Origin of the sequence: Lysinibacillus sp. NPDC092081, from assembly GCF_044755845.1 — a bacterium.
In the GTDB taxonomy this organism is placed as follows: Bacteria; Bacillota; Bacilli; order Bacillales_A; family Planococcaceae; genus Lysinibacillus.
This window is the reverse complement of the sequence record NZ_JBIVRU010000011.1, coordinates 45707-71843: the sequence shown is the minus strand read 5'-3', so window position 1 is coordinate 71843 and position 26137 is coordinate 45707. Positions and strand designations below refer to the sequence as shown.

The 26137-nt window shown below is 36.0% G+C and carries 32 protein-coding genes and 1 pseudogene; 26 read left to right on the top strand and 7 right to left on the bottom strand.

The window, feature by feature from the left end; all coding sequences use genetic code 11:
• The first annotated feature begins 42 nt into the window (after positions 1 to 42).
• Positions 43 to 645, top strand: a complete 603-nt coding sequence (locus ACIQLB_RS16080) for a nitroreductase family protein (protein WP_400727708.1) — start codon at positions 43 to 45, stop codon at positions 643 to 645.
• A 65-nt stretch (positions 646 to 710) separates the two neighbouring features.
• On the opposite strand, the gene ACIQLB_RS16075 is transcribed toward ACIQLB_RS16080, so the two are convergent.
• Positions 711 to 1535, bottom strand: coding sequence for a GNAT family N-acetyltransferase (locus tag ACIQLB_RS16075; protein WP_400727705.1), 825 nt, complete (start codon positions 1533 to 1535; stop codon positions 711 to 713).
• 431 nt (positions 1536 to 1966) lie between these two features.
• Here ACIQLB_RS16075 and ACIQLB_RS16070 point away from each other — a divergent pair, with 431 nt between their 5' ends.
• The 9 genes from ACIQLB_RS16070 (at position 1967) to ACIQLB_RS16030 (ending at position 9867) form a co-directional block, all read left to right on the top strand.
• On the top strand, positions 1967 to 2824 hold the full coding sequence (locus tag ACIQLB_RS16070) for a DUF72 domain-containing protein (RefSeq protein ID WP_400727703.1): 858 nt from the start codon (positions 1967 to 1969) through the stop codon (positions 2822 to 2824).
• The gene (locus ACIQLB_RS16065; RefSeq protein ID WP_400727700.1) at positions 2824 to 3645 is read left to right on the top strand and encodes a sulfite exporter TauE/SafE family protein; all 822 of its coding nucleotides are present in this window, start codon (positions 2824 to 2826) and stop codon (positions 3643 to 3645) included. The genes ACIQLB_RS16070 and ACIQLB_RS16065 overlap by 1 nt, the downstream gene beginning before the upstream one ends.
• A gap of 385 nt (positions 3646 to 4030) precedes the next feature.
• On the top strand, positions 4031 to 5398 hold the full coding sequence (locus ACIQLB_RS16060; RefSeq protein WP_400727698.1) for a bifunctional metallophosphatase/5'-nucleotidase: 1368 nt from the start codon (positions 4031 to 4033) through the stop codon (positions 5396 to 5398).
• A gap of 39 nt (positions 5399 to 5437) precedes the next feature.
• Positions 5438 to 6547 (top strand): HD-GYP domain-containing protein, encoded by a 1110-nt coding sequence (locus tag ACIQLB_RS16055; RefSeq protein ID WP_400727695.1) that lies wholly within the window; start codon positions 5438 to 5440, stop codon positions 6545 to 6547.
• Positions 6548 to 6570: 23 nt separating this feature from the next.
• Positions 6571 to 7380, top strand: a complete 810-nt coding sequence (yunB, locus tag ACIQLB_RS16050; protein ID WP_400727692.1) for a sporulation protein YunB — start codon at positions 6571 to 6573, stop codon at positions 7378 to 7380.
• A gap of 238 nt (positions 7381 to 7618) precedes the next feature.
• Positions 7619 to 8542 (top strand): lipoyl synthase, encoded by a 924-nt coding sequence (gene lipA / locus ACIQLB_RS16045; protein ID WP_400727689.1) that lies wholly within the window; start codon positions 7619 to 7621, stop codon positions 8540 to 8542.
• Between the two features lie 32 nt (positions 8543 to 8574).
• Complete coding sequence (locus ACIQLB_RS16040; protein WP_400727686.1) at positions 8575 to 8928, top strand: YutD family protein; 354 nt, start codon at positions 8575 to 8577, stop codon at positions 8926 to 8928.
• Positions 8929 to 9083: 155 nt separating this feature from the next.
• The gene (locus ACIQLB_RS16035; RefSeq protein ID WP_053484213.1) at positions 9084 to 9608 is read left to right on the top strand and encodes a D-glycero-alpha-D-manno-heptose-1,7-bisphosphate 7-phosphatase; all 525 of its coding nucleotides are present in this window, start codon (positions 9084 to 9086) and stop codon (positions 9606 to 9608) included.
• A 64-nt stretch (positions 9609 to 9672) separates the two neighbouring features.
• Positions 9673 to 9867, top strand: coding sequence for a hypothetical protein (locus tag ACIQLB_RS16030; protein WP_400727682.1), 195 nt, complete (start codon positions 9673 to 9675; stop codon positions 9865 to 9867).
• 221 nt (positions 9868 to 10088) lie between these two features.
• Here ACIQLB_RS16030 and ACIQLB_RS16025 read toward each other — a convergent pair whose 3' ends face one another.
• On the bottom strand, positions 10089 to 10355 hold the full coding sequence (locus ACIQLB_RS16025; protein ID WP_053484211.1) for a DUF3055 domain-containing protein: 267 nt from the start codon (positions 10353 to 10355) through the stop codon (positions 10089 to 10091).
• An 88-nt stretch (positions 10356 to 10443) separates the two neighbouring features.
• Here ACIQLB_RS16025 and ACIQLB_RS16020 point away from each other — a divergent pair, with 88 nt between their 5' ends.
• Together ACIQLB_RS16020 and ACIQLB_RS16015 are read left to right on the top strand one after the other, a co-directional pair.
• The gene (locus tag ACIQLB_RS16020; RefSeq protein ID WP_400727678.1) at positions 10444 to 10896 is read left to right on the top strand and encodes a DUF86 domain-containing protein; all 453 of its coding nucleotides are present in this window, start codon (positions 10444 to 10446) and stop codon (positions 10894 to 10896) included.
• Positions 10893 to 11645: a TIGR01457 family HAD-type hydrolase gene (locus ACIQLB_RS16015; protein ID WP_400727675.1), complete on the top strand. Its 753-nt coding sequence runs from the start codon at positions 10893 to 10895 to the stop codon at positions 11643 to 11645. Before ACIQLB_RS16020 ends, ACIQLB_RS16015 begins: the two co-directional genes overlap by 4 nt.
• A gap of 146 nt (positions 11646 to 11791) precedes the next feature.
• Here the strand turns inward: ACIQLB_RS16015 and ACIQLB_RS16010 are convergent, their stop codons facing one another.
• Positions 11792 to 12028: a YuzB family protein gene (locus ACIQLB_RS16010; protein WP_053484208.1), complete on the bottom strand. Its 237-nt coding sequence runs from the start codon at positions 12026 to 12028 to the stop codon at positions 11792 to 11794.
• Between the two features lie 351 nt (positions 12029 to 12379).
• Between ACIQLB_RS16010 and ACIQLB_RS16005 the strand changes: the two genes are divergently transcribed.
• Positions 12380 to 13444, top strand: coding sequence for an NAD(P)/FAD-dependent oxidoreductase (locus ACIQLB_RS16005; RefSeq protein WP_400727672.1), 1065 nt, complete (start codon positions 12380 to 12382; stop codon positions 13442 to 13444).
• 61 nt (positions 13445 to 13505) lie between these two features.
• Here the strand turns inward: ACIQLB_RS16005 and ACIQLB_RS16000 are convergent, their stop codons facing one another.
• Positions 13506 to 13841: a YuzD family protein gene (locus tag ACIQLB_RS16000; RefSeq protein WP_400727669.1), complete on the bottom strand. Its 336-nt coding sequence runs from the start codon at positions 13839 to 13841 to the stop codon at positions 13506 to 13508.
• Positions 13842 to 13924: 83 nt separating this feature from the next.
• On the opposite strand from ACIQLB_RS16000, the gene ACIQLB_RS15995 reads away from it, so the two are divergent.
• The 5 genes and pseudogenes from ACIQLB_RS15995 to ACIQLB_RS15975 all read left to right on the top strand — a co-directional run bounded on the left by ACIQLB_RS15995 (position 13925) and on the right by ACIQLB_RS15975 (position 16634).
• Positions 13925 to 14161: a NifU family protein gene (locus tag ACIQLB_RS15995; protein WP_400727666.1), complete on the top strand. Its 237-nt coding sequence runs from the start codon at positions 13925 to 13927 to the stop codon at positions 14159 to 14161.
• Positions 14162 to 14373: 212 nt separating this feature from the next.
• Positions 14374 to 14610: pseudogene (tnpA, locus tag ACIQLB_RS15990) on the top strand (IS200/IS605 family transposase); the annotation flags it as partial.
• Positions 14611 to 14759: 149 nt separating this feature from the next.
• Entirely contained in the window at positions 14760 to 15119 is a 360-nt protein-coding gene (locus tag ACIQLB_RS15985; protein ID WP_400727663.1) for a response regulator, read from the top strand.
• An 8-nt stretch (positions 15120 to 15127) separates the two neighbouring features.
• Positions 15128 to 15745 carry a chemotaxis protein CheC gene (locus tag ACIQLB_RS15980; RefSeq protein WP_400727661.1) on the top strand — a complete coding sequence of 206 codons (618 nt, stop codon included), beginning with the start codon at positions 15128 to 15130 and terminating at the stop codon, positions 15743 to 15745.
• On the top strand, positions 15738 to 16634 hold the full coding sequence (locus ACIQLB_RS15975) for a diguanylate cyclase domain-containing protein (protein WP_400727658.1): 897 nt from the start codon (positions 15738 to 15740) through the stop codon (positions 16632 to 16634). The genes ACIQLB_RS15980 and ACIQLB_RS15975 overlap by 8 nt, the downstream gene beginning before the upstream one ends.
• A gap of 151 nt (positions 16635 to 16785) precedes the next feature.
• Here ACIQLB_RS15975 and ACIQLB_RS15970 read toward each other — a convergent pair whose 3' ends face one another.
• Positions 16786 to 17478, bottom strand: a complete 693-nt coding sequence (locus ACIQLB_RS15970) for a DUF2225 domain-containing protein (RefSeq protein ID WP_400727655.1) — start codon at positions 17476 to 17478, stop codon at positions 16786 to 16788.
• A gap of 185 nt (positions 17479 to 17663) precedes the next feature.
• Between ACIQLB_RS15970 and ACIQLB_RS15965 the strand changes: the two genes are divergently transcribed.
• The 3 genes from ACIQLB_RS15965 (at position 17664) to ACIQLB_RS15955 (ending at position 18909) form a co-directional block, all read left to right on the top strand.
• Positions 17664 to 18035, top strand: coding sequence for a HesB/IscA family protein (locus tag ACIQLB_RS15965; RefSeq protein WP_400727652.1), 372 nt, complete (start codon positions 17664 to 17666; stop codon positions 18033 to 18035).
• A gap of 170 nt (positions 18036 to 18205) precedes the next feature.
• A complete protein-coding gene (locus ACIQLB_RS15960) occupies positions 18206 to 18355 on the top strand; it encodes a hypothetical protein (RefSeq protein WP_400727649.1) in 150 nt (49 codons plus the stop codon).
• Between the two features lie 386 nt (positions 18356 to 18741).
• Entirely contained in the window at positions 18742 to 18909 is a 168-nt protein-coding gene (locus tag ACIQLB_RS15955) for an NUDIX domain-containing protein (RefSeq protein ID WP_400727900.1), read from the top strand.
• 185 nt (positions 18910 to 19094) lie between these two features.
• On the opposite strand, the gene ACIQLB_RS15950 is transcribed toward ACIQLB_RS15955, so the two are convergent.
• Complete coding sequence (locus ACIQLB_RS15950) at positions 19095 to 19586, bottom strand: CarD family transcriptional regulator (protein ID WP_400727646.1); 492 nt, start codon at positions 19584 to 19586, stop codon at positions 19095 to 19097.
• A 144-nt stretch (positions 19587 to 19730) separates the two neighbouring features.
• Between ACIQLB_RS15950 and ACIQLB_RS15945 the strand changes: the two genes are divergently transcribed.
• Positions 19731 to 20174 carry a MarR family winged helix-turn-helix transcriptional regulator gene (locus ACIQLB_RS15945; RefSeq protein WP_400727643.1) on the top strand — a complete coding sequence of 148 codons (444 nt, stop codon included), beginning with the start codon at positions 19731 to 19733 and terminating at the stop codon, positions 20172 to 20174.
• Positions 20175 to 20391: 217 nt separating this feature from the next.
• Here ACIQLB_RS15945 and ACIQLB_RS15940 read toward each other — a convergent pair whose 3' ends face one another.
• On the bottom strand, positions 20392 to 20943 hold the full coding sequence (locus tag ACIQLB_RS15940; protein ID WP_400727640.1) for a hypothetical protein: 552 nt from the start codon (positions 20941 to 20943) through the stop codon (positions 20392 to 20394).
• 180 nt (positions 20944 to 21123) lie between these two features.
• Here ACIQLB_RS15940 and ACIQLB_RS15935 point away from each other — a divergent pair, with 180 nt between their 5' ends.
• The 4 genes from ACIQLB_RS15935 (at position 21124) to ACIQLB_RS15920 (ending at position 26059) form a co-directional block, all read left to right on the top strand.
• Entirely contained in the window at positions 21124 to 21621 is a 498-nt protein-coding gene (locus ACIQLB_RS15935) for an NUDIX hydrolase (RefSeq protein WP_370042279.1), read from the top strand.
• A gap of 23 nt (positions 21622 to 21644) precedes the next feature.
• Positions 21645 to 23396, top strand: a complete 1752-nt coding sequence (locus ACIQLB_RS15930) for a LytS/YhcK type 5TM receptor domain-containing protein (RefSeq protein WP_400727897.1) — start codon at positions 21645 to 21647, stop codon at positions 23394 to 23396.
• 4 nt (positions 23397 to 23400) lie between these two features.
• Positions 23401 to 24147 carry a LytR/AlgR family response regulator transcription factor gene (locus tag ACIQLB_RS15925; protein ID WP_400727637.1) on the top strand — a complete coding sequence of 249 codons (747 nt, stop codon included), beginning with the start codon at positions 23401 to 23403 and terminating at the stop codon, positions 24145 to 24147.
• Positions 24148 to 24265: 118 nt separating this feature from the next.
• Positions 24266 to 26059 carry a carbon starvation CstA family protein gene (locus ACIQLB_RS15920; RefSeq protein ID WP_400727634.1) on the top strand — a complete coding sequence of 598 codons (1794 nt, stop codon included), beginning with the start codon at positions 24266 to 24268 and terminating at the stop codon, positions 26057 to 26059.
• Positions 26060 to 26137 lie beyond the last annotated feature (78 nt).

The window sequence follows — 26137 nt, the reverse complement described above, 5'->3', positions numbered from 1 at the left end:
ATGTAGATAAATTAATCTAATTAAAATTTGGAGGAAATACAAATGTCAATAACAACAACTAATTTAAAAGAAGCAATTATTAATCGTCGTTCAATCCGTAAAGTGAAAAAGAACGCAGCAATTACAAAAGAAAAAATTGAAGAGCTATTAAAAATTAGTGTACATGCGCCATCATCATTTAATATGCAAAGTGGACGTGTAGTAGTTTTAATGGATAATGAACATGAAAAGTTTTGGGACATTGTCAAAGAAACATTACGTGCACGTGTTCCGGCAGAAAATTTTGCTGCGACTGAAGAGCGTTTACAAGGATTTAAAGAGGGTGTAGGCACAATCTTATTCTTTGAAAACCAAGCAACGATCAAACAAATGCAAGAAAACGCACCTTCATATAAAGAGCAATTCCCATTCTGGTCACATCAAGGAAGTGCAATGCTTCAGTACGCAACTTGGATGTCTTTAACTACTGAAGGAATTGGCGCATCTCTTCAGCACTATAATCCTATTATTGACGAGGAAGTTAAAGAAACTTGGAATATTCCTTCAGAATGGAGCCTAGTAGCTCAAATGCCATTTGGTGAACCAAATGAACAACCAGGAGAAAAAACTTCTTTACCTTTTGAAGATGTAGTGAAGTTTTATTAATTAAAATCTAACTACAATGAAACCCCGTTAAGTGGACATGATTCACTTCACGGGGTTTCACCTTATTAGTTAAATGAAAACTCGTATCCTACATAGTTAAAAATATTAGTAAATCCTATATTTTCTGCTACAGCGATAGATGGTTTGTTTGAGTCCATACAATCCCAATATGGAATCGAATCTTGTGCTAAACAATCTTTTACAAAATGGTGAGCTAACTTTTGAGCTAATTTATTTCCTTGGTAAGCTTCTAATGTTTCACTATCTATACAGTGGACATTTTCAACAACAAAGCCTGAAAAACAAAGACTAACAATGTGATGATCGTAAACGACACAGTATCCAATCCCTTTATTCAAGAAACACTCAACTGAAGACCAAAACGATAATATTTTAGACTGTAAAAAAGCGGAGTTTTTAATGGTGTTATCTTCAAACAGAGCGTTATCGATTTTTAAAACAGTGTAGCTTTCTTTAATATCGGGCTCATTATTTACTATAAAGTTATTTTTATGAAGCTTATATACTCTTTGCTTCCAACTACCAAGTTTACGATGTTTAAATATTTTTTCAATCGTTTGATTCCACTTCGGATGGTTACCAATGCCTTCGAAGTAATGTAACCCCACTTTCTTCGCTTCGGATACAATTACTCGATCTACAAAACCATTTATTTGATTATTAAATTGTTCATTATCTTCATTCCCTATAAATAAAAACCCATCGTTGTTGCCTAACCAAATAAGTGCTGATTGAGGTGTATCGATTTGATTAACAAATATTCGTCCAGGATTCACTCCCTCTACGACTGCCTTCGCTTCTAATTGCCCTTGCTTATTTAGTAACCCTTTACACCTGTAAAATTCATTTTTCTGTAGTTCTGTAATCATATACATCATTATCCTTTGCGTTGAATTTCAGATTTTTTGACTCCATCGACAGTTCGGAATGACATTTATTAAAACGTTTACCATGTGCTTAGGTTGATTGGAGTGGAGGTGAAGCGGCTCATCGGACACCCCCAGGAAGCTTTGCTCTGCGCGAAAGCGAAGCGTCAGCAACAAATGTTTTATCTGTGCGAAAGCGAAGCGTCAGCAACAAATGTTTTATCTGTGCGAAAGCGAAGCGTCAGCAACAAAGCGCCCAGCCGGAACGGAAATCAACCCCACGCTATGATGAAAACCTTTACTTTATCATATGGGAAAATGATGGTAATATCTATCTTTGCCGCCCTAATTTATAAGGTATGTTTTTTTACGATACGTTCATATTTCATTAGAAAGTGTATGCTATGATAAATGTACATGGAGGAGGGGGTCACATGATTATAGTTGGATTAACTGGTTGGGGTGATCATCCTTCGCTTTATAGTGAAGTGACTGCCTCAAAGGACAAATTATTCGATTATACAGGTCATTTTTTAACGGTTGAAGTAGATACTTCTTTTTATGCCATACCTTCTAAAGAAAATGTACGGAAATGGTGTGAGGATACACCCGAAAATTTTCGTTTTGTTGTGAAGGCCTATCAGGGAATGACTGGTCATTTACGTGGCGACATACCGTTTGAATCAAAGAATGACATGTTTAATGCCTTTATCGAATGTGCCAATGAATTTAAGGGTCATGGAAAGCTAGCAATGGTACTAGCACAATTCCCACCATGGTTTGATTGTCAGACTAAAAATGTACAATATCTATTGTATATTAGGCAGCAGCTTAAAAGCTTTGATGTAGCGATTGAGTTTCGCAATCGAACATGGTACGCGGACAATGTAGTGCAGCAAACAATGGATTTTTTACGAGAACATCAACTCATTCATACAATTTGTGATGAACCACAGGCTGGCGTAGGTTCTGTACCATTTTATCCTACTGTTACTGCGGCTAAGGCACTTGTACGTATTCATGGACGTAACATTCATGGGTGGCGCAATACTGGTAATGCCGAAAACTGGCGGAAGGTTCGCTTTTTATATGATTACAATCGTGAAGAATTGCAGCAGCTTGGACAGCAGTTGAAACATCTCCAATCAGAAGTACAGGACCTGTATGTATTATTTAATAATAATTCAGGACTTCATGCTGCTAAAAACGCAAAGGAGTTACAAGGAATTTTAGCGATTAAAGATATAGGATTAGCACCAAAACAATTAAACATGTTTGAAGGGGAACTATAATGGAATTTTTTGTTTTAGTTATTATTGCATTATTATCTGGATTAATTGGCTCATTAGTTGGGCTTGGTGGAGGAATTATCTTAGTCCCAGCAACATTATACGTTGGGTTAAATTTAGGGATGATCCCTGATATCACTCCTCAAAAAGTGGTTGGCTTATCTGTTGTCATGATGATTTTTACTGGACTTGCCTCTACGTTAAGCTATATGAAATCTAAAACAGTTGATTATAAGAGTGGTTGGATATTTTTTATAGGAAGTATTCCTGGAACAATGCTAGGCGCATGGGTAAATAAGGGGCTAGATTTACCATCATTTAATTTGTATTTTGGTATTTTACTAATCGTTTTGGCGACGATATTACTTGTACGTGATAAATTGAAACCTGTAGAATGGTTTGTAAAAAACGGTATGCAACAGGAATTCGAAGATAAAGAAGGAAATACCTTTGTCTATGGGTATCCAATCTGGTTTGCCTTTATATTAACATTTGCTATTGGCTTTGCCTCTGGATTATTTGGTATCGGTGGAGGCTCGATGATCGTGCCTGCTATGATTATTTTATTTTTATTCCCACCACACGTTGCAGTGGCAACATCGATGTTCATGGTATTTTTATCGTCGATTGTTAATTCAGCGAGTCATATTTATTTAGGACACGTGCCATGGCTCTATACGATTCCTGTTATTCCAGGAGCTTATATTGGAGCCAAGTTGGGAGCAGCATTAAATAAAAGAATTAAATCAGATACTCTTGTAGTAGCACTTCGAGTTATTTTATTATTATTAGGACTTCGTTCTATTATCGAAGGTTTATTGTAATATTGAGACTCTTCACCAAAACGTGTGGTTGATTTCCGTTCCGACTGGGCGCTTTGTTGCTGACGCTTCGCTTTCGCACAGATAAAACATTTGCCGCTGACGCTTTGCTTTCGCGCAGATAAAACATTGTTGCTGACGCTTCGCTTTCGCACAGAGCAAAGTTTCCTGGGGGCGTTCGATGAGTCGCCCAGCCTCCACTCCAATCAACTTATATACAAGTTATACTTTTAATAAATGTCATCCACAACTTTTGATGATGAGCCAATATTGATTGGAAGTATCTATAAATCGACTTTATACTGATATTAAGGTCTAATTCGTTCTGATTAGTTAATAGCAAGTCTTCTACAGACATAGAAGCTATTTTAAAGAAGAGGTGGCTTAATTGCTGGAAAAAATTCATATTTTTCACACGAATGATTTGCACAGTCATTTTAAGTATTGGCCACGAATGCAAAGCTATGTGAAAGAAATGCGTTCTAAGCTAACAACCATAGGAGAAACAAGCTATTTATTTGATGTCGGCGATCATTTAGATCGTTCAAATATTTATACAGAAGCAACAGTGGGTAAGGGCAATGTGAGATTATTGAATGAAGCTGGCTACGACGTAGTGACAATTGGTAATAATGAAGGAATAACATTGTCCCATGAGGAGCTGTACCATCTATATGATGAAGCAGCTTTTGACGTAGTAGTTGCCAATGTAAATGCTTCACATGGAACAAACCCAGCGTGGATGAAACCGTATGTTGTGTTAACGACTGCTTATGGTACAAAGGTTGCGGTTATTGCAGCAACTGCTATGTTTGAAATTTATTATAAGGAATTAAACTGGGAGATAGATGTGGCACGAAGCACGCTTATTCGCTTAGCATATCAGCTTCGTAAAGAAGTAGACATTATTGTTTGTTTGTCTCATTTAGGAATAACAGAGGATGAGCTTTTAGCTGAGGAATGCCCAGAAATAGATGTTATATTCGGTTCACATACACACCATGTTCTTCCAAATGGAAAGCTAATTAATGGCGTTTTATTAACAGGTGGAGGAAAATTTGGACAATATACTGGCCATCTTTTGTTAGAATATGATAAAAAGTCTAGGAAAATTGTTGAAAAAAAGGATACTTTAATTCATAATAAAGATTTGCCTACAGTTAAAAATGAAAATGAAATTGTTCAGTCTTTAGAAAAAGAAGGCATACAATTACTTGATATTCCAGTATTCGCTACGAAAAAATCGTACAACAAGGAATGGTTCCATTATTCTCAATTATCTGATTTGTTTGCGCGGGCCATTTTAGAGAAAAGTGGAGCGGATTGTGCGTTATTTAACGCGGGGATTTTTTTAGATGGTTTACCTAAGGGAACAGTGACGGCACTAGATTTGCATAGAATTTTCCCACATCCTATAAATTTATGTACGATTGAATTATCAGTTGCTGAAATGAAAGAAATTTTTCAGCAATCTAAAAATGAAGAATGGCCCTATATTGAGCTAAAGGGATTAGGGTTTAGAGGCGTTATCTTTGGGAAGATGTTAACTTATGGCTTTTCAATGAATGAAGATCGCCAATTACTTATTAATGGGAAGCTTGCAGATTACGATCGAATTTATAAATTAGTAACACTTGATTTGTTTACGTTCGGTTATTTTTATCCAAGCTTTAAATATGCTAAGAAAAAATATATTCTACCAGAATTTTTACGAAACATTATGATAGATTATGGGCAAAGATTCTTTCAGCAATAGTAGATAAAACGCTTTTAGAACGGATTGGGGAAAAAGGTCATGCGATTAATTTCAATCGATGTATTAGAAGAAGGAATGGTATTAGCAAGAACCATTTGGAATGAGGCGGGACACCCTCTTTTAAAGAAAGATGTTGTCATTAATGAACGTATCATACAAAGACTTCAACAATTAAATACGCATTATTTATATATTGACGATGAAATTTCTAAGGGTATTGAAGTACAGGAAACAGTTCCAGCTGTTATTCGAAATAAAGCAATTTCAACCATTAAAGATTCCTTCCAATCAATCAATGGTTTAAATCCAGTAAATGCCTCTTATGTGCTTGACCAACAATCAAAAGCAATTGTCTCAATTGTAGATGAGTTACTGTCGGCAGTTAGTGGCAATGATGAAATTTTAACAATACTAACAGATGCGTATTTATTTGATGAATATTTATATCAACACTCCTTTCAAGTTACTCTTTATTCGATAGCAATTGCTAAAGAGCTTGGATACTCAGCTGAGGATTTACGTTTAATTGGGATTGGTGCTTTGTTACATGACATAGGGAAACTTATGGTACCAAAAGAGATCCTGACAAAACCTGGGCGCTTAACGTGTGAGGAATTTGAAACGATGAAGCAGCATACTCGGTATGGTTTTGATTTGTTACGCAATTTACATTCCATATCATTGATTGTTGCACATTGTGCCTTCCAACATCATGAACGGATTGATGGGAGTGGCTATCCACGGGGCTTAGTTGATTTTGAAATCCACCCGTTTGCAAAAATTATTGGTGTAGCAGACGTCTTTGATGCGGTGACTACAAGTCGTGTCTATCGTGAAAAAATGCTACCTTCTCAGGGCCTAGCAATCGTAGAAGCAGGCTCTGGAACTTTATATGATGCACGTATTGTGAATGCATTGAAAAGGTCTGTTGTACATTATCCTAACGGTGTTATTTTAAAATTATCGGATGGACGTCGAGGTATTGTATCAAGACAAAATACATTGAATGCAGCATTACCGTGGATTCGTATCTTTGAGGAGCAAAATCAACTATTAACAGCTACATATGAAATAAATTTAATGGACTACCCAACCGCAACAATTGAAAGTGTTGAAGCGGATTATGTTGCACCATCGAAAATCGAATAAAAATCTCCTCCTGTTCATACGTTATGGAACAGGAGGAGATTTTTTTGTTTTTCCCTCGAAAAAGGATGAAATTACGATCATATAGTACTTATGGTAACTATAGAAAAAAGGGAAAACGATTGAATCGTTTAACCCTATTAGTTGTTTGCATTATTATCGGTGTCTTTTTATTTATTTATTATTTAAATGCGAAGCTTATGCCGACCTACTTAGATTATGCTGAAATACAAACGGGTAAGATTGCATCCTCCGTTGTGAGTAAAGCGATTGATTCTCGTACTTCAAGCGTTATGGATGTTAATGATATTCTTGTAGAAGTGTCCCCTGGCAACCATGCTGATTTGAAAATTAATACAGAAACGATTAATCGAGTTCGAACAGAAACGGTAAATCAAGTAAAATTGTATTTAGAGCAGGCAGAGCAAGGGGAGTTATCACATTTGCCAAATGTTGATAATGTTGAATATGATTATAACAAGATTAATGAAGGTAATGGGGTAGTTTTTTATATGCCATTGAGTCAGGCGGCTAATATCCCTTTAATTGGGAACTTAGGACCTAAAATTCCGATACGCTTTCATGTCATTGGCAATGTGCATAGTGAAGTTACTTCTTCAATAAAGGAATATGGTATTAATAGCGCATATATGTCGGTAGAGATTCATATAGAGGTAAATGTCCAAATTATTGTCCCATTTGCTAGTAAAACTACTACAGTTACTCAGGATATTCCGGTGGCAATGGGCTTAGTAAGAGGGGCAGTTCCAGATGTCTATTCAAATGGTAGTGAAGAGGCACCTTCAATTCAAATACCTGTCTCTCCTAAAAAGTAGAAATGTTTGCCTTCTTTCAGCGGGTTTCCAAACACCCTCTGAAAGAAGGTAAAGCCTCCGGCGGATGTCACGGAATCGAAAAGGAGTTCTTTGTGCACGCACAAAGCCTATTCCAGACGCAATTTTGCCGTGGCAAAATGGATTATGATAGTTGTTGGAGTTCATTTATTATGTTACATTGACAACAGTGAAGATAGTAATATAAAAAATGCACATATTTGATAGGGGCGATATCCGTATGACATCTTGTAAACCTACAAGTAAGGAAAAAGAAGAATATTTAAGAAAACCAGATTGGCTAAAAATTAAATTAAACACAAATGATGAATATAAAGGGCTAAAGAAGCTCATGCGTGAAAAAAATCTGCATACAGTATGTGAGGAAGCACGCTGTCCTAATATTCATGAATGCTGGGGTGAACGACGTACAGCAACAATGATGATTCTTGGATCTGTTTGTACACGTGCTTGCCGTTTCTGTGCTGTTAAAACAGGCTTACCAAATGAATTAGACTTAGCTGAGCCAGAACGCGTAGCAGATTCTGTAGCAATTATGAACTTGAAGCACGTTGTTATTACAATGGTCGCGCGTGATGACTTAAAGGATGGCGGTGCGCAAGTATTAGCTGAAACGGTACGTGCGATTCGTCGTAAGAGTCCGTCTACATCAATTGAAGTTTTACCGTCCGATTTAGGTGGTTTAAAAGAGAACCTTCAAATTTTAATGGATGCGAAGCCAGATATTTTAAATCATAATATTGAAACAGTACGTCGCTTAACGCCGAGAGTACGTGCGCGCGCAAAATATGAGCGTTCATTAGAGTTTCTTCGTTTGGCGAAAGAAATGCAACCAGACATCCCTACAAAGTCATCTTTAATGATAGGCTTAGGTGAAACACATGAAGAAATTTTAGAAGTTATGGATGATTTACGAGCAAATGACGTAGATATTATGACAATTGGTCAATACCTACAGCCAACGAAAAAGCATTTATCTGTTAAAAAGTATTATTCTCCAATAGAGTTTGGTAAACTGCGCAAAATCGCAATGGAAAAAGGATTTAAGCATTGTGAAGCTGGACCACTTGTACGTAGTAGTTATCATGCTGATGAACAAGTTAATGAAGCAACAAAAACACGTCAATTACAAGCAGAACTGTAAAAGTAAATGTTGAAATGGAAGGTGGTGTCACTTTGATCAATATTGAAGGATATGAATACGAGCTTACTGTAGATTACAAAGAAGCTTTTCAAGAGGAAGTATTCAAGGAACGATACTCAGATATTTTAGCCAGATATGATTATATTGTGGGAGACTGGGGCTATAATCAATTACGCTTAAAAGGCTTTTTTGACGATAAAAATCAGAAAGCCACTTTCGATACGAAGATTAGTACACTACAAGATTACTTATACGAGTATTGTAATTTTGGCTGTGCATATTTTGTCTTGCGCAAAGCCGGTAAATCTACTCAACAGCTAGAAGCTGAAGTAAATGAAGATCATGAAGTGACAAAGCTTGTTGAGGATGAACAAATAGCAGAATAAACTTTTAAAACCTGATGCGATTTGCATCAGGTTTTTACTTTGGAGTGATAGGTTTTTTAAAAATTGGTAATAATAAAAATGAATGCAAAAAATTGTTTTATTCTTGGCTATTATACCAACCTACTTATTTTATATTAAAGGTGTGTGTTGTTTAGATGAAAAAAGCTGTATTTTTGGATCGTGATGGGGTCATTAATGAAGTATTAACGGATCGCGTTAAATTTGTAAATAAACCAAAGGAGCTCTATTTCCTACCGCATGTTCCGAAAGCTATAAAAAAATTGAATAAATACTTCGACTATATATTTGTAGTAACCAATCAAGGCGGCGTTGGATTGGGGTATATGAAAGAAACGCAGCTACAAAAAATACATGAGCATATGGTAAAAGAATTGAAGAAGGAAGGGGCTACTATTCACGAAGTCGTATATTGTCCCCATAAACCAAAGTCGGGCTGTGCCTGCCGTAAACCCAATAGTAAATTAATCGTTGATTTGGGTGAAAAATATAATATAGACTTGGCAAAATCCTACATGGTGGGAGATACGGATACAGATATCATAGCAGGAAAACGAGCGGGAACTAAGGGAGTATTTTTAGGTGAGAAAGATCCGTTGGCAGATGCGGTTTTTCCAGATTTAATTAGTGCTACTGATTGGATTATTAAAGATGCAACATAACACTAATATTGTTGGGGTAGAAAGACAAAGCGTATAAATCATGTGAAAAAGGATAATTTATTTATTGGAGGTGATTAATTTGACGAAAGAAAATAAAAAATCGTTAGATCGAGAAGAATATGGATTTGGTTTTGATATTAGTGTTGATGACTTAGCAGTAATTGGGCAAAATCAACAAGCCAAAAAACAAAACGACAATGAAAACAAAGACAAGCCTCACAATAAGGATAATCCTGCTACTTTAAATAATGAAAAATAGGGGCCACGGTATAATGCTCCTCAAGTAAGATTCAAATTTAAGATACTTACAAAAAAATTCCGCCATCCTTCTGTTGAACAGTACGCAAAGTATATGCCTATGTCTGCAGAAAAGCGGAATTTTTTGTATTAAATTCTTAATGGTTATCATTACAGACACAAAAAAACACCCAATTTGGAGGGGCATAAAGTGGTTACACTTTAATCGTGAGACTCTGGGTATTAATTTAATAATTCACGTAAATATTCTCGTAGCTCGACTGTCTCTTCCTCTGTGCGATTGTATACGTGTTCAAGATAACCAGGCTCTTCTACATCATCTGGACCAATTATAGCAAAGCGTCCAAATTGGATATCCATGACAAGCACTTTTCCAAAGAAACGACCCGATTGCAAAATGGCTAAATCATAACGTAACTTGTCCCCGGCAAAACTAACAAAGCGTGTTTTCGTATCTTCTACATCATCATATAAAAAAAAACGTTCCATCTTTTAATCTCCTTCCAGTCCTATAGATATGGTACTATAGAAGAGAAATGACTATCAACTTTTAAAGATTTGAATGGGGGCTTTCCTTGTGTATTTTGTAGATCGTAATAAAATCACAAAAAATTTACAGTACTTAGATGGACTATTAGCTATTTTAGAGTCGGATGATAGCTGGCTAGAAAATGATATTAAAAAATTAGCAATCGAGCGAATTGGTCACAATGTGATGGAGTCAATGATGGATGTAGGAAATTTAATGATTGATGGCTTCATTATGCGTGATCCAGGAAGCTATGAGGATATTATTGATATTTTAATCGATGAAAAAGTCGTATCTACTGAAATGGAAGCACCGTTAAAAGCAGTAGTTGGCTTACGTAAAATGCTTGTTCGTGAATTTACAGATGTAGATGTTCAGGAAGTTGTAAATGTGTTAACAACAACTTTACCAACGTTAAAGCAATTTTCACCAGCTGTGAATAGTTATTTAACAAATGAACTTGGCCCTGTTTCAGCATTTTTGCCAGAGGATCATCAATGAAAACCTACAAGGCATATTGCTTTGATCTAGATGGTACAGTGTACCGTGGAAAGGAAGGCATTCCTTCTGCGGTTACTTTTATTCATCGGTTACAACAAGCAGGAATCGAGCCATTTTACGTAACAAATAATTCTTCTAAGACAAGAGAGCAGCTGCAGGAAGCTTTAAGCGCCATAGGTGTGATTGCACCCTTAGAGCATATTTACTCTAGTGCATTAGTTACAGCGAAATATGTAGCCCTGAATTTCCCTGGCAAAAAAGTAGCCATGTTAGGCTCTGATGGTATTCGTAAAGCGTTATTTAATGAGAACATTGAACCTACCGAGGATGAGCCAGAGGTATTTGTTATGGGGATCGATCGAAATCTAGATTATATGGCACTTGCGAAAGCGACAGTTGCTGTGCAAAATGGTGCGACGTTTATAGCAACGAATCAAGATATTAAATTCCCGACAGAACATGGATTTCTACCAGGTAATGGGTCGTTTGCCCGATTAGTAGGTGAGGTTGCAAACGTTGAGCCAATCTATATCGGTAAACCATCACCTGCAATGCTTGAAGTCATTGCGACAGAGCATGGCTTTACAAAAGATGAAATGGTGATGATTGGCGATAATTATGACACAGACATTATGTGTGGGATTCGTTTTGGCTGTGACACAATCCATGTAAATACAGGTGTTACACCAACAAAGGTTGTACTTGAGAAGGAGCAGCAACCTACTTATGTGGTGGAAGCTTTAATTTAACTTCATTTATGCCGAGGCATAAATGACTAGTTCAAATATAAAAAAGGATGTTTATGTCGATTTTTTTGGCATAACATCCTTTTTATATGTTCAAATTTAGTATTAGTAAGCGTTTATCATTATATGAATGAGCTATTACGCCTTCATTACCATAACGGATTTTCTTCGATAAATTGATAAATGGCTTTCGTCAACTCTTCAGGAGAATCTGCCTCAACTAATTCACCATTGACGACTGCATAAAATGATTCTGAACATTTTGTACAGTAACTGAGACAGCCATATTCCAAAACGTCGATGTTCGGATCGCGCTCTAGTATTTCATAAGTTTTTTGAGAGCCATTTGCCAAATTACTTATACAAAATTCGACCATTGGATTCATACATGTCACCTCACCAAAATAATGCTACTAGCTTTTAAAACATTCGTCAATGATTTGAGTTGATCATGAGATAAAAGCAGATACTAAGTTTAGGGAGCATGCAAAATGATTTTAACTATTTTTACAAAAGTAAAGAGAAGAAAACGATATTTAAGGAAAATTCGAACAATAACGACAATTTATCGAAGGCCAAGTGATTCAAAAATCGTTCGAAAAAAGCGAGTTATCATTCGTTTTGTGAAATCTTTCACAAAATTGCATTATGATATTGTGAAACTTCTCACAATCGGTTATACTCATTTGTGGATACTTTGTGAACAATTAATATAAGAGATATAAAAGGAGACTATTATGGGAAAATTAGTACTTTTAGGTGGCGGCTACGGCAATATGCGTCTTATGCTTCGATTACTACCAAACGTTCCATTAGACACAGAAATCGTGTTAGTAGACAGAGCCCCTTTCCATAGTTTAAAAACAGAATTTTACGCACTAGCAGCAGGGACTGCAACAGATAAAGAAATTCGTGTATGCTTCCCGGAGAATGAACGTTTATCGGCTGTATATGGAGAAGTTGTTGAGATTGATCGCGAGGAAAAAGTAGTCATTCTAGAAGATGGACAACGTATTGAATATGATGATTTAGTAATTGGTCTTGGCTGTGAGGATAAATATCATGGTGTACCAGGTGCAGAGGAGTACACATATAGCATTCAGACAATGGCGAAATCACGTTCAACATTCCAAGCACTTTGTGGTTTACCAGCAGGCTCTACAGTCGGAATTGTAGGAGCTGGCTTAAGTGGTATTGAGCTTGCAAGTGAGTTACGTGAAAGCCGATCAGATTTAAAAATAAAGCTATTCGACCGTGGTCCTCGTATTTTGAAGGACTTCCCAGAAAAGCTAAGTAAATATGTAAAAGATTGGTTTGTGAAACATAATGTTGAAGTCATTGCCAATTCAAATATTACAAAAATTGAACAAGGTAAAATTTACAATCACGAAGAAGAAATTGCACTCGATACTGTAGTTTGGACTGCTGGTGTACAGCCTGTCAAAATTGTTCGCGATTTGGAAGTTGAGAAAGATAAACAAGGTCGTCCGCTTGTAACACAATATTTCAATCTTCTTGATGATGAGCATGTATATGTTGTAGGTGACTGTGCTGCTTCAGACTTACCTCCAACTGCGCAGTTAGCTGAGGAGCAAGCAGAACAAATCGTCAAAGTACTTCGCATGCGTTGGAAAGGCGAAAACTTACCTGAGAAAATGCCTGACATTAAATTGAAAGGTTTCATGGGAGCTCTTGGTAAAAAACAAGGCTTTGTATATTTAGCAGATACAACAGTAACAGGACGTATCGCACGCTTGATGAAATCAGGATTATTATGGTACTACAAACGTCAAAATGATTAATTAGTCTTGTAAAAAGGGATGGCTTCAAAATAAAATTTAGAGGCAATCCCTTTTAGTTTTATTAAACAGTTTCGTCTGGTGTGAAACCTAGCTTTTCAAGTGCAGTAAATACAGGCTTTAATTGCACATAGCCTTCGCCCACTACTTCATCATTTATAAGGACAAGTGGATAAAAAAATTCATCTTCTTGAATGCGTGTAGTATAATCTTGATCGCGTTCATTCTCAATTGGTCCTTCAATATCGATATAGCGAATATCATATCCTTGGTTTGGATATTTTCGATCGATGGCTGCTTGTAGCCACTCATATGTATCTTTTGAAGATGGCGCATTGACACAGCTCGCGCAGATTACCGCTGTTCCGTAAATTTCAATCTTTGGTTTCGTTTGTCCCATTTCATTTCCACTCCTCGTGATTCTATATTGGATTTTTTCTGTTGCTAACATTATAATCATTATAAGGAAAGGAGTCGAGATAAATGGCTGAAGTAACAATTAACGATCAAGTTCAAGAGGTATTAGATAAATTACGCCCATTCTTACTACGTGACGGTGGAGACTGTGAATTAGTAGATGTAGAAGACGGCATTGTAAAATTACGTTTATTAGGTGCATGTGGTAGTTGCCCAAGTTCTACAATCACACTTAAAGCTGGTATCGAACGTGCATTATTAGAAGAAGTACCAGGTATTATTGAAGTAGAGCAAGTATTCTAATGGACAATAAAGGTCTAGCTAAATATAACGTGTACCTATGAAAAGAAAAAGATGCTGTCTGTATTTTGCAGGCGGTATCTTTTTTGTATCTATTGAAAGACCCTTGCTATGCGAGGGGTTCTAAAGAGCTTCTAGCTATGGACAAGAAAAAAACCCCAGCCGTACAATAAATTCAGGTCTGGTCAACCGACTTCGTACGAAAGGGGATCCAAATGGATAATAAAAGTTTAGCACACACAACATGGAATTGTAAGTATCACATTGTCTTTGCGCCAAAATATAGAAGGCAGATTATTTATGGACAAATTAAAGTAGATATAGGTAGAATTTTTCGCCAGTTATGTGAAAGAAAAGGAGTAGAAATTATTGAAGCAACAGCATGTCCTGATCATATTCATATGTCGGTAAGTATTCCACCAAAATTAAGCGTTTCATCGTTTGTGGGTTATTTTTAGAAAATTATCAAAAAACTTCTGAGATGATGGAAGAGAAATTGCGATAAAAACTTTTTATTCTGTAAATTTGATTATTTCCAACGGATGAATATTGTGATATATTCAAGAAAATATGCTTCTAAAAGCGGAGGATTAATTTTTTTATGAAAATACTTGTTGTAGATGATTCTGTGTTTTCTCAAAAAACAACGAAAAAAACATTAAAATCTATTTACCCGGATGCTGTCTATGAAACAGCAAATGATGGTGTTGAATGTATTCAAGCATTTGCAAGCTTTCTACCTGATCTTGTATTTATGGATTTATTAATGCCTAAGATGAGTGGACAAGAGGCTATTAGACAAATACTAGAGAAATACCCAACGTCTAAAATTATCGTGCTGTCAGCTGATGTGCAATCGGCAGTTCGTGATGAGGTTTTATCTGCTGGAGCGTTAGCATTTATTAATAAGCCGATAAATGCTGAGAAACTGAAAGAGATTGAAATATTGATAGAAGGGTGATTTCGTTGGTGACAACAACACAAGAGGATATATTGAAAGAGCTGTATAATATATTTGTGGGTGAGGCAGCTAACTTATTATCGGAAATTCTTCAAAAAAGAATTTTTTTGTCAGTACCAGATATAAAGCTGCTAGCGTTGCATGAGTTAAAGCAAGAAGGGCTGACTCCTATATTAAATGGAACAGTACTATCTACCTCTTTAAAGTTTGGTAATGTCTTCTCTGGTAGAGCAGATTTTATTTTTCCAGCTGAGCAAATTAAATATTTATCTGCACTTTGCTTAGGGGAAGAATATACAGAGGACGAAGAGTCTTCATTTAATGATGAAGATTTTGATGTTGTAAAGGAAATAGGTAATATTATTCTAAATTCCATTATGGGTGGTATAGGAAGCCTGATGGAGATGAAGCTAGAGTATGATGTGCCACAGGTGATGTTACATGATACAGGAGAGTTTTATAAAACACTTACTAGTACAGAGGGTAGCAATGTAGTATTACTTTATGTAAGTTTTGATGTTGACGATTCAAAGGTGCTAGGCGTAATTTTAATTAAGTTTTCATTAGAATCAATCAAATTATTAATTCGAAAAGTGGATGAGATGAGTAGGGATATGAATGAATAATTTATATGTAGCTATCGTCAATCAGCTAGATAATGGCATTATTTTATTGGACGAACAATTGAACATTCAATTATGGAATAAATGGTTAGTCAAGCATACAGATAAAAGTGAAGAAGAGGTTAGAGGTTTACCAATAACAACAGTTGTTCCACGTTTGGATAAAAAGATATATGCCGATATGTTTGAGAAGGCATTGTTAGAGGGACAAAAAAGCTTTTGCTCAGCAGCGATGCATCAATATTTTGTGGAAAGTAATTACTCGAAAATGAAGCTGCCTCGTCAAAATATTTTAATTCAGCATATACGAGTAGAGAATTTCTCGTATATAATGATAGAACTTTATGATGTATCTAATCATTATAAACGCATTCAAAATTTAAATAAGAATTTACAAAATTCTGTTGATTTTTCAAAAAAATTGGAACATTTTGTTTATTATGATAGTTTAACGAATTTACCAAATCGGAAATTTGTATTGGACCGTTTAGAGCGTTTAACCGAAGAAAAGGATAAGGTATTTTCACTATTTTTTATAGATTTGAATGGCTTTAAAGCTGTAAATGACCAACATGGACATCTACAGGGCGATCTATTACTACAAATGTTTGCAGAACGGTTCAAGCAATTTACTCAAAAGCAGGAAGTTTTAGCACGACTTGGCGGAGATGAATTTGTGTTATTAGTTGAACATATAACCACGGCAAATGCAGTTGAACAGTATATAGCCAAAATAAATGAGTTATTACGGGAGCCGTTTATCATTGAGGAACAGCAAATTGTGATTTCAGCAAGTATTGGCTGTGCGCTTTTCCCACAAGATGGGGCTACAGCGAAGCAATTATTGAAGGTAGCAGATTATCAAATGTATCTTCAAAAAGCAAAGAAATAACATAAAAGGATGCTATTTGAAAAGGTGATACTAAAACAGCCAGACTATTGAAGTTGTTTTGTAAGTGGATGCGTTTGTGCAAATGAAATACCCTATAGATAGAATTTTTGTCTAATCTATAGGGTATTTTTTATTTTAGACTAGAACCTTTTTAGTACGCATTATGCACTTTCTTTTTTTCTTCACGAATAATAGCCCACTGTTCTTTAGCCATATCAATAATTTTTGCCTCACCAGCACTTTGTTTTTCAATGACCCTCGAAAAGAAGCGTGTTGCATTTTCAATATCTCCGATTCTTCTTGATAGTTCAGCGATCATATACATAATTCGTATATCTGACATTTGCGTTGAGCTGTAATCCCCAGCTGAATAAGAATCCATATAGTAATCTCGGGCCATTGTCATAAAACGTTGCTCTTGGCCTTCGTTTTTTAGTGAACGATATAGCCATGCAAGACGTAATGTAAGCCCAGCTATAGCGACAAATTTTTCTTTTTTAATTGTACCGCAAAGGAACGCTAATTTATAAGCTTGTATTGCTTGGAATACAGTACGTTCTCCCTTAAAATCATGGTGTACCCATTTTTCTGTAATTTGCGTGCGAATTTCATCTTGCGTGCCAGGGGCAAAATATTTTGAAAAGTCTTCAGTAAATGAAAATCCGCAATGCTCACAAACAAATACATTATAATAAAGGGCGTTTACACCGTCTGCATAAATAGGATGAAAATCTGTTTCTGTATGATCTACTTTAATGAATTTAGAGCGTACTTTTAATGTTGGAAATTCTTTTTTGCAATGAATACATTGAATGTTTTTTTCGTAATAAGGTGAAATCTCCATATTTTATACCTCTTTCATCGACTGATTATAACTATTATACCAATGTGAATTTGATAAACATGGATAAAAAATACTAAAAATGTGAAAAATATTAGAATTTTTACTGAAAATCCTTTTGGAGCTGAATGTTTGTCATACAATAGTCAAAATTGATATGATAATAAATAAGAAGGAAGGTGATTGGGATGACAAGTAAAAAAATAATTGAAGTTACTGAAGCGGCTGTCTTTCATATTAATGAAATGATGGAGCACAATGAAGAACGAGGTTCGTTTCTACGTGTAGTTGTTAATGGTGGCGGATGCAGTGGCCTATCATACGGTATGCATTTTGATAAAGAGAAAAAAGAAGATGATTTTGAAGATGTACAGCATGGTTTAACAATTCTTGTTTCCCGTGAAGATGCGCCGATTGTGATGGGGACAAAAATTGACTATAAGCAATCGCTAATGGGTGGTGGCTTCACGATCGACAATCCAAATGCGATCGCATCATGCGGCTGTGGCACGTCTTTCAAAACGGCCAAACGTGAAGGTACACCTGAGATTTGTGATTAATGACTTTCAGCAAGAAAGTTGATAAGGGATTGTAAATAACAGTAGAGAATGGTGTGCACACAATCCTTGGAATGAGTGAACACAGCTCTAAATACATCAATTTAGGGTTATAGATACCAAGCCTTTTTGATTTGTATGTTGCGAAAACATAACGAATTGAGGAGGCTTTTTTGTATGGTTTTGAAAAAAAGAAACGTACGGTAATTGATAAAATGGCAATGGGGAAGGAATATCCAAAGATTAAGAAAGAACAGGCTATAGGCTTTTATGCTGAGAAAGCAGGGAGGCGTTGTGAGAGCGCAAAAAGGACTTGCGTGTGATTTTATGCACAAGTCCCTTGATTGATGTGTGATGGCAATTCTCTCGTTGTTGAATTAGGGATAATAGCTCTTGTTATTGATTTAAATTTTCTTTGCATTTTTAATTGCTTAGTTGTTGTAATAGCAAACCAAATTATAAAAATAATTGGAACTATGTAAAATAACAATCCGAAAATCGAGACAAAGCTAAATATTATATCTCCTGAATTTAAACTATTCATAACTCAAATCTACCTGCCTTTTCTTAACTAACTTAAAATGCTATCCATAAAGAAATCATACCATAGTAGAGTTTTAGTTGGTAGGAAAATGGAAAAAGTATAACGAGATAGATTGACCGTACCCTGAAGCGATACGAGCGTGTCTAATAACCGTAACAGGCAGTCATTAATCATGAAACATTTAAAGACACAGTTATCAGGGAAGTAAAAGAGGAAACTGGAATTGAAATCGAAATTATCAAATTGTGTGGCGTTTCACAAGAAATAAAAAATAGTGTTTGTAATATGTGGTGGTTAGGAACTCCTATTGGCGGTGAGTTACAAACGAGCTGAGAAAGTTTAGAGGTCGGTTTTTTTGATGTTGGGGAGGCATTGTTTTTAATAGAAAATGAATACTTTAAACAAGAGTTATTACGTTGCTTAAACAATGGAGCAGAACCTTTTTATATTTCTTTTTAAATATGAGATAAGCCACGATTTCTTTAATCGTGGCTTATTAATGTACAACCAATTCACAATTAGTGAAGTTGTGTTAATACATAATCATAAATTTCATCGGAAGATTTATTAAGAGCTATGGAAAACTCTGAAAAGATAGTATCTTGTAAAGATTGCAGTAATTTTTCTTCTTGGTTAGGGAATTTTTTTTCAATCGCACTATATTCGAGCTTTTTTCGTAACAATGTGTTTAAAAGATTTGCTTGTTTTTGGCGATTACCTGATTTAATTATTTCTAGATGAAATCTCAATCGATGAGTGCTTTGTTCAATCCATTCCACGCCAGGTGATGTGAATGAATGTAAAATATTGAGTGCTTCTTCTTTTTTAATAATGTTTCTAAGCTGTTTTTTTGAATTGTCAATAGGGGTACGAATGACTAATTGTGGTTCATTTAGTGGTTGTAAAACGTAATATGATTTAGTAATGTCGTTAAAGGTTTGTTCACAAATATCTTCAATAGAACAAAGTCCATGTGATGAATAAATGACTACATCGCCAACATTGTACATGTATATTCCCTCCAACAAACTATATTGTCAACTTAGTTGACTAAATTTATTGTAAGCAATTAAAAGGTTTTTGTCAACTTAGTTGACGATTGCTGCTGTTTTTTGTATATTAATAACGAAAAATAGGAAATGAAGGTGAACTAGTTGAAGGACGAATTGCAGAATCGAGATGTCATTGATTTGTTGAGCGAACGTCACGAACTACTTCGAAGACTTGCTGAAGAGAAGTGGAATAAGCATAACGATATTTATATATCAAATTCGGAATGGTATATTTTGGGTATAATTTATAAAAAACAACTTACGATTTCAGATGTAGCTAAAAATGTTAAATTTTCAAGACAAGCAACCCATAAAATAATAAAGAGTTTGGAAGTTAAAGGGTTGGTGACAGTTACGAGTGTCGAACATAGTAAAAAACATAAAGCTATTCGTATGACTGAATTTGGTGAAGATTGCTTTGAAAAAAATCAATGTTGTAAAGCAGAAATAGAAAAACAGCTGGTCAATACAATTGGAGAAGATCAGGTCATCAGATTAAAAAATATATTAAAAATTAATTGGGATATCGAGCAGCTGGAAGCGTAAGTATTCGTTGTTCAGGTATGGAAAATGTTCAGTGCACATGAAAAACACAGCTTATAATATGAAAAGGTAGGGTACATCTTAGCATGTAAGCTACATAGGAAAATTTCACTAGCTCCTTTCGACTTACTCGAAAGGGGCTTTTTTAACTTCTTTCAGCAGAAGTTAAAGCCTCCAGCCGATTCTGGACGTAATTATGCCGAGGCATAATTGATAATCGTTACTTTACCTTCTCGCGTTCTATAAATGTAGCACCATTTTCATTTGCTAAATTGTAAATAGAACTCTTTTCTTCCATGCCAAATTGTCCGTTTTCTTCAATAACAAACTTTTCGTTATTTTTCGTTTGGAAATAATAAGTGCCTACTGTACCTGTTTCATACTCATAAATGACTTCCTTAATATCCTGCCATTCATATGTAGTTTTATGGAGATATTCTTTGAAAACAATTTGTGTATTCTGTATAGCGATATAACTTAAAAGAGAAAAATAGCCTAAAACCAGACCGCTCACGATTGTTATAATCGTAATCAAATAAGTGTATTTATTTCTTTTGAACCCAAGTATGATCAACGTTAAAATAATTAGTGTAATTGCTAGGAAAAGCATAGTGAAGTTGCTTATTGGAGTGATCAGCACGATAGTATCTCTACTAAAATAAAATGTTTGGGAAATCGTAAATGGCAACATGAAAACAATGATGGGTGATAGTAAAAGCAACGCTATCGCAAAAATAAAAAGCTTCCCATTAGGTGATAATTCGTTTAACATAAAACTTCCTCCTTTAAATAGAGTGAATATTCTACATTTTAAATTAGTGTAACATATTTCCAAAAAATGGAGTACGTGCATACTTTATGTTTGAAAGTGAAATGTAACCATAAAATTCTGAATTAATACTTCTATATATGGAAAATTGGCCGTTATAATAGTGATATAGAGGTGAAGATGATGAAAAAAGACAGAGGAAAAGTTTGGTTAGGTGTTGCAGGTGTTACAGTAAATGAGTTAGGACAATGGCTAGTTGTCAAAAAGGCATATAGCGGATTAAAGGGAAGATGGTCATTGCCAGCTGGTTTTGTCAATGCTGGTGAAACAGTAGATGAAGCTGTTGTTCGCGAGTTAAAGGAAGAAACGGGTATTGATTGCTACGTATCAGGCTTAATTGGTTTTCGAACGGGTGTGATTCGTGGTGACATTAGTGATAATATGGCGATATTTTATTGTCGGATGAAAGATGAGCAGCAGAAGATTTGCATTCAGGAAAATGAATTATTAGAAGCGCAATGGATGTATCCAAAGGAGCTCGCTCAAGACGAAATGACATCAGTGATGTTAAAGGAAATGGCATCTAACCAATTTGAAAAGCACCAATTAGAAGGGATTGAAGGGATTAATCCAGGAGATGTCTTTGGTTATTCTTCTTATAAATTGTTCTTTAAAAAATAAAGTGATAGAGGGGGAAACCTATGATGGAGCTATTTTTATTTATGTTAGAGCGAGTGGGGCTAATCATTGTGTTTGCCTTTTTAATGTCAAGATGGCGCCTCTTTCGGGGAGTGCTCTTTCAGGATCAAGGGGTTAAGGAAAAAGTTTGGCTCATTATTATTTTTAGTGCTTTAAGTATAGTTAGCAGCTATACAGGAATAAAAATCGAAAGTGGGTCCATTAACCCTTTAAATCAAATGATACATAGCACTATAAATGCAGAGGAAGCCATAGCGAATACGAGGCTAATTGGCGTAGCGATTGCTGGTATTTTTGGTGGGCCACTTGTTGGTGTTAGCGTGGGGGTTATTGCAGGGATTCATCGTATTACCCTTGGCGGTTTTACAGCGGTTGCCTGTGGTGTTTCGACAATACTAGCAGGATTCATTACAGGTAGTTTAAGTAAGCAATTGAAAATTCGTCAAACCTTCTCCTATAAAAAAGCTGTTATCATCGGAATTTGTGCAGAGACTTTACAAATGATTGTTATTTTACTAATGGCAAAACCATTTGAGCAAGCTTTGCAATTAGTTTCTTTAATAGCGCTACCGATGATTTTTATGAATGCCTTTGGGATTTTAATTTTTTTCATTATTATCAAAACTTTTATTGATGAGGAAGAGCGCACAAAAGCATTACAAACACACCAGGCCTTTTCTATTGCCCAACAAACAATTGACCATTTTCGTAAAGGGTTAAACGAAGAATCCTGCCGAACGGTTGCGGAAATTATTAAAAGAGAGATTGAGGTTGATGCAGTCGCGATTACAGATACAAATGGGATTTTAGCACATGTAGGAGTAGGCGAGAACCATCATGTCATTCATCAAGAGATAATGACGGCTTTAACGAAACGGGTATTAGTAGAAGGACGCGTTATTACAGCGACGTCCGCAATAGAAATCAGTTGTCCACATGAAGATTGTCCGTTAAGAGCTGCGATTGTCTTACCTTTAAAAGTACAGCATAAAACGGTAGGTACCTTAAAGCTATATTTTATCAATGTTTCTTCATTAACAGGGGCCAAAAAGGAGCTTGCTGAGGGCCTCAGTCGACTATTTTCCTCGCAGCTTGAATATGCTGAAATTGAGCAACAAAGAAAGCTATTAAAGGATGCCGAAATTAAAGCGCTACAAGCACAGGTTCATCCTCATTTCTTTTTTAATAGTCTTAATACTATTTCAAGTTTGATCCGAACGGATGCTGATGAGGCTAGAGCATTATTGATAAAGCTTAGTACATTTTTTAGGAGTAATTTGCAGGGCGCTCGTCAAATGCTGATTCCGTTAAAAAATGAAATTGACCATGTGGAGGCTTATTTGTCGATTGAACAAACAAGGTTTCCGAATCGCTATGATGTACAATTTCACTTGGATGAATCACTTTTTGACGTACAAATTCCCCCATTTACCTTACAGCCACTTGTTGAAAATGCCATTTATCATGCCTTTAAAAATCGTAAGGAAGGCAAAATTGATGTTAAGGTACAGCGAATTAATAATAAGTTATTGTTGTTAACGGAGGATAATGGCTGTGGGATGAGAAAAGAGCAGGTTAAACAGCTTGGCAAAACGATCATGCAATCCGAGCAAGGAACAGGGACAGCTTTATGGAATATCTATCAGCGTATTCATGAAATTTATGGAATAGAGGCAGATTTTCACATTTCAAGTACGTTGGATGTTGGCACGAAAATTATGATCCAACTGCCGTTAAAAGCCACAAGATGGGAGTAGAGAAATGTTAAATGTCTATATTGTAGATGATGAACCGTTAGCAAGGGCTGAATTGCGATATTTATTGGAGCAAACTAAGTTAGTCCAGATTATTGGAGAATCGGAGGATCTGGAGGACATGCTGCAGGATCGTAAGTTTGAGCAGATTGATTGTGTGTTTCTAGATATTCAGTTAGGCGTAAATAATGGCCTTGAATTAGCAAAACAGCTGCAACAAAACATACTTAAACCTGAAATTATTTTTGCTACTGCTTATGATGAGTATGCATTGCAGGCATTCGAAGTGAACGCCTTTGATTATATTTTAAAACCATTTGAGCAAGAGCGTGTACAAAGTGCAGTTGAAAAGCTGGTGACCAAAAGAAGAGCGACGCAAGCTAAAACGATGGAGAAATTAAAGCATTTACAATTGGACAAGCTTGATAAATTTACAGTTTATGTGAATGATCGAATCTTGCTTATTAATATACAGGAAATTTTATATTGTACATCTGAAGATAGTAAGACGATTGTTGTCACTGAGAAAGGGAGATATTTTGCTTCAGAGTCGTTAGCTACTTTGGAGAAAAAACTCACTTTAAAAGGTTTTGTGCGTGTCCATCGGGCATTTATCGTCAATTTAGAACATATCGAAGAACTGGAGCCTTGGAGTAGTGCTAAATACAATTTGATTTTGCATAATAGACATTCGATACCTGTCAGTAGGCTTTATATGAAAGATGTGCGGAAGATCTTTCAGCTATCAAAATAACTGCATTTCAACGGTAGAAAACACCCTTTCAACTTAAAATTCTGACATTTCGGTGAATTTTACGAATAATCGTTTAATTCATTTGCTATGATGTGGAAAACGTAAAAGGAGTGATAACATGAATGCTATTACAATTGTAATAGGTTCCATTTGTGTACTGATGATTAGCTATCGTTTGTATGGCATATTTTTCACAAAGAAGGTACTTAAGATAAAAGATGATACGCCCACCCCAGCACACGCTATGGAGGATGGTAAAGACTATGTTCCGACGAATAAATGGGTGACATTTGGGCATCATTTTGCAGCGATTGCAGCGGCTGGACCGTTAGTTGGACCTATTTTAGCTGCACAATTTGGGTATTTGCCAGGGCTCCTTTGGCTGTTAATTGGTGCAGTAATCGGTGGTGCTGTACATGATGCAGTTGTGTTATTCGCTTCTATGCGTCATGGTGGAAAGTCGTTATCAGAGGTAATGAAAAAGGAATTAGGTCCTGTTGCAGGATTCTGTACAGGCCTTGCAATGCTTTTCATCATAACAATTACAATGGCCGGGTTATCGATGGTTGTCCTTGGTGCGTTAGAGCGAAATCCATGGGGAACTTTTGCGGTAGGGATCACTGTTCCGATAGCAATGCTTGTTGGTATTGCCTATCGTAAAACAGGGAATTTACTTGTTACATCGACAGTTGGCTTTATTTTGTTAATGGTTGGTGTGTTTATTGGACCGATGATTCAAGGGACAGCATTTGGTGATTTTTTAACGTTTGACCGTCATACTTTAGCTATTATTCTACCTATCTATGCATTCTTTGCGGCGGCTTTACCTGTTTGGCTCTTATTAGCGCCGCGTGATTATTTAAGTAGTTTCATGAAAATTGGCGTATTTATTGCGTTAATCATCGGAGTCTTTTTCGTAAACCCAATCATTCAATTCCCACCAATTACAGAGTTTATTCATGGTGGCGGTCCAGTAATTGCTGGTCCAGTATGGCCATTTGTCTCCATCACTATAGCTTGTGGAGCTATTTCTGGCTTCCATGCTTTTGTAGGCTCTGGGACAACGCCGAAAATGATTGATCGTTGGGAAGATATTCGTGTAGTTGGTTTTGGTGCCATGCTCGTAGAATCTTTAGTAGGGGTAATGGCTTTAATTGCAGCAACGGCCCTTCATCCAGCAGATTATTTTGCGATTAATTCAGCCCCAGCAGTCTTTGCTACATTAGGGATGGAGCCGGTTCATTTACATGCATTAGCTGAAAGTATTGGGATGGATTTAGAAGGGCGTACAGGTGGAGCTGTAACGCTAGCCGTTGGAATGACTGATATTTTCACGGGGATTCCTTGGTTTGCTGAACTGTCTTCTTATTTCTATCAATTCGTTATCATGTTTGAAGCGGTCTTTATTTTAACGGCTATTGATGCTGGGACACGTGTAGCGCGCTACTTAATTCAAGATTTTGGTGGCAATGTATACAAGCCGTTGAAGCGTACAAATTGGCTTCCAGGTACAATCTTTGCAAGTGCACTTGCATGCTTTATGTGGGGCTATTTATTGTATTCAGGAGATATCAGTTCGATTTGGGTATTATTTGGCGTTTCGAATCAGTTAATGGCGACAATCGGTTTAGTATGTGGTGTAACAATAGTATTAAGAGTTGCAGATAAGCGAATCTATGCCTTAACATGCTTTATCCCATTAGCCTATTTATATGTCACAGTAAATGTAGCGGGCTTTTGGATGATTAAAAATGTTTATTGGAATACAGCAGCCGCTGGTTACAATGTGTTAAATGGTGTATTGTCAGTCATTATGTTAATGTTAGGCTTTATCATTGTTATTGCTGCCATTAAAAAATGGGCAGAGCTTTGGAAGTCACCAAAGTTTTTATTATCACAAACAGTTTCATAATGAAAAGCAAGAAACTATTGAAAATTAGTCCATACTAGTTTTCAATAGTTTTTTTTATTTATTTGCGTTTCTTAAATA

Coding starts and splice junctions, on each gene's coding strand:
- ACIQLB_RS16080 (WP_400727708.1), top strand. CDS start 43: ATGTCAATAACAACAACTAATTTAAAAGAAGCAATTATTAATCGTCGT.
- ACIQLB_RS16075 (WP_400727705.1), bottom strand. CDS start 1,535: ATGATTACAGAACTACAGAAAAATGAATTTTACAGGTGTAAAGGGTTA.
- ACIQLB_RS16070 (WP_400727703.1), top strand. CDS start 1,967: ATGATTATAGTTGGATTAACTGGTTGGGGTGATCATCCTTCGCTTTAT.
- ACIQLB_RS16065 (WP_400727700.1), top strand. CDS start 2,824: ATGGAATTTTTTGTTTTAGTTATTATTGCATTATTATCTGGATTAATT.
- ACIQLB_RS16055 (WP_400727695.1), top strand. CDS start 5,438: ATGCGATTAATTTCAATCGATGTATTAGAAGAAGGAATGGTATTAGCA.
- yunB (WP_400727692.1), top strand. CDS start 6,571: ATGGAACAGGAGGAGATTTTTTTGTTTTTCCCTCGAAAAAGGATGAAA.
- lipA (WP_400727689.1), top strand. CDS start 7,619: ATGACATCTTGTAAACCTACAAGTAAGGAAAAAGAAGAATATTTAAGA.
- ACIQLB_RS16035 (WP_053484213.1), top strand. CDS start 9,084: ATGAAAAAAGCTGTATTTTTGGATCGTGATGGGGTCATTAATGAAGTA.
- ACIQLB_RS16025 (WP_053484211.1), bottom strand. CDS start 10,355: ATGGAACGTTTTTTTTTATATGATGATGTAGAAGATACGAAAACACGC.
- ACIQLB_RS16015 (WP_400727675.1), top strand. CDS start 10,893: ATGAAAACCTACAAGGCATATTGCTTTGATCTAGATGGTACAGTGTAC.
- ACIQLB_RS16010 (WP_053484208.1), bottom strand. CDS start 12,028: ATGAATCCAATGGTCGAATTTTGTATAAGTAATTTGGCAAATGGCTCT.
- ACIQLB_RS16005 (WP_400727672.1), top strand. CDS start 12,380: ATGGGAAAATTAGTACTTTTAGGTGGCGGCTACGGCAATATGCGTCTT.
- ACIQLB_RS16000 (WP_400727669.1), bottom strand. CDS start 13,841: ATGGGACAAACGAAACCAAAGATTGAAATTTACGGAACAGCGGTAATC.
- ACIQLB_RS15995 (WP_400727666.1), top strand. CDS start 13,925: ATGGCTGAAGTAACAATTAACGATCAAGTTCAAGAGGTATTAGATAAA.
- ACIQLB_RS15985 (WP_400727663.1), top strand. CDS start 14,760: ATGAAAATACTTGTTGTAGATGATTCTGTGTTTTCTCAAAAAACAACG.
- ACIQLB_RS15975 (WP_400727658.1), top strand. CDS start 15,738: ATGAATAATTTATATGTAGCTATCGTCAATCAGCTAGATAATGGCATT.
- ACIQLB_RS15970 (WP_400727655.1), bottom strand. CDS start 17,478: ATGGAGATTTCACCTTATTACGAAAAAAACATTCAATGTATTCATTGC.
- ACIQLB_RS15965 (WP_400727652.1), top strand. CDS start 17,664: ATGACAAGTAAAAAAATAATTGAAGTTACTGAAGCGGCTGTCTTTCAT.
- ACIQLB_RS15950 (WP_400727646.1), bottom strand. CDS start 19,586: ATGTACAATGTTGGCGATGTAGTCATTTATTCATCACATGGACTTTGT.
- ACIQLB_RS15940 (WP_400727640.1), bottom strand. CDS start 20,943: ATGTTAAACGAATTATCACCTAATGGGAAGCTTTTTATTTTTGCGATA.
- ACIQLB_RS15935 (WP_370042279.1), top strand. CDS start 21,124: ATGAAAAAAGACAGAGGAAAAGTTTGGTTAGGTGTTGCAGGTGTTACA.
- ACIQLB_RS15930 (WP_400727897.1), top strand. CDS start 21,645: ATGGAGCTATTTTTATTTATGTTAGAGCGAGTGGGGCTAATCATTGTG.
- ACIQLB_RS15925 (WP_400727637.1), top strand. CDS start 23,401: ATGTTAAATGTCTATATTGTAGATGATGAACCGTTAGCAAGGGCTGAA.
- ACIQLB_RS15920 (WP_400727634.1), top strand. CDS start 24,266: ATGAATGCTATTACAATTGTAATAGGTTCCATTTGTGTACTGATGATT.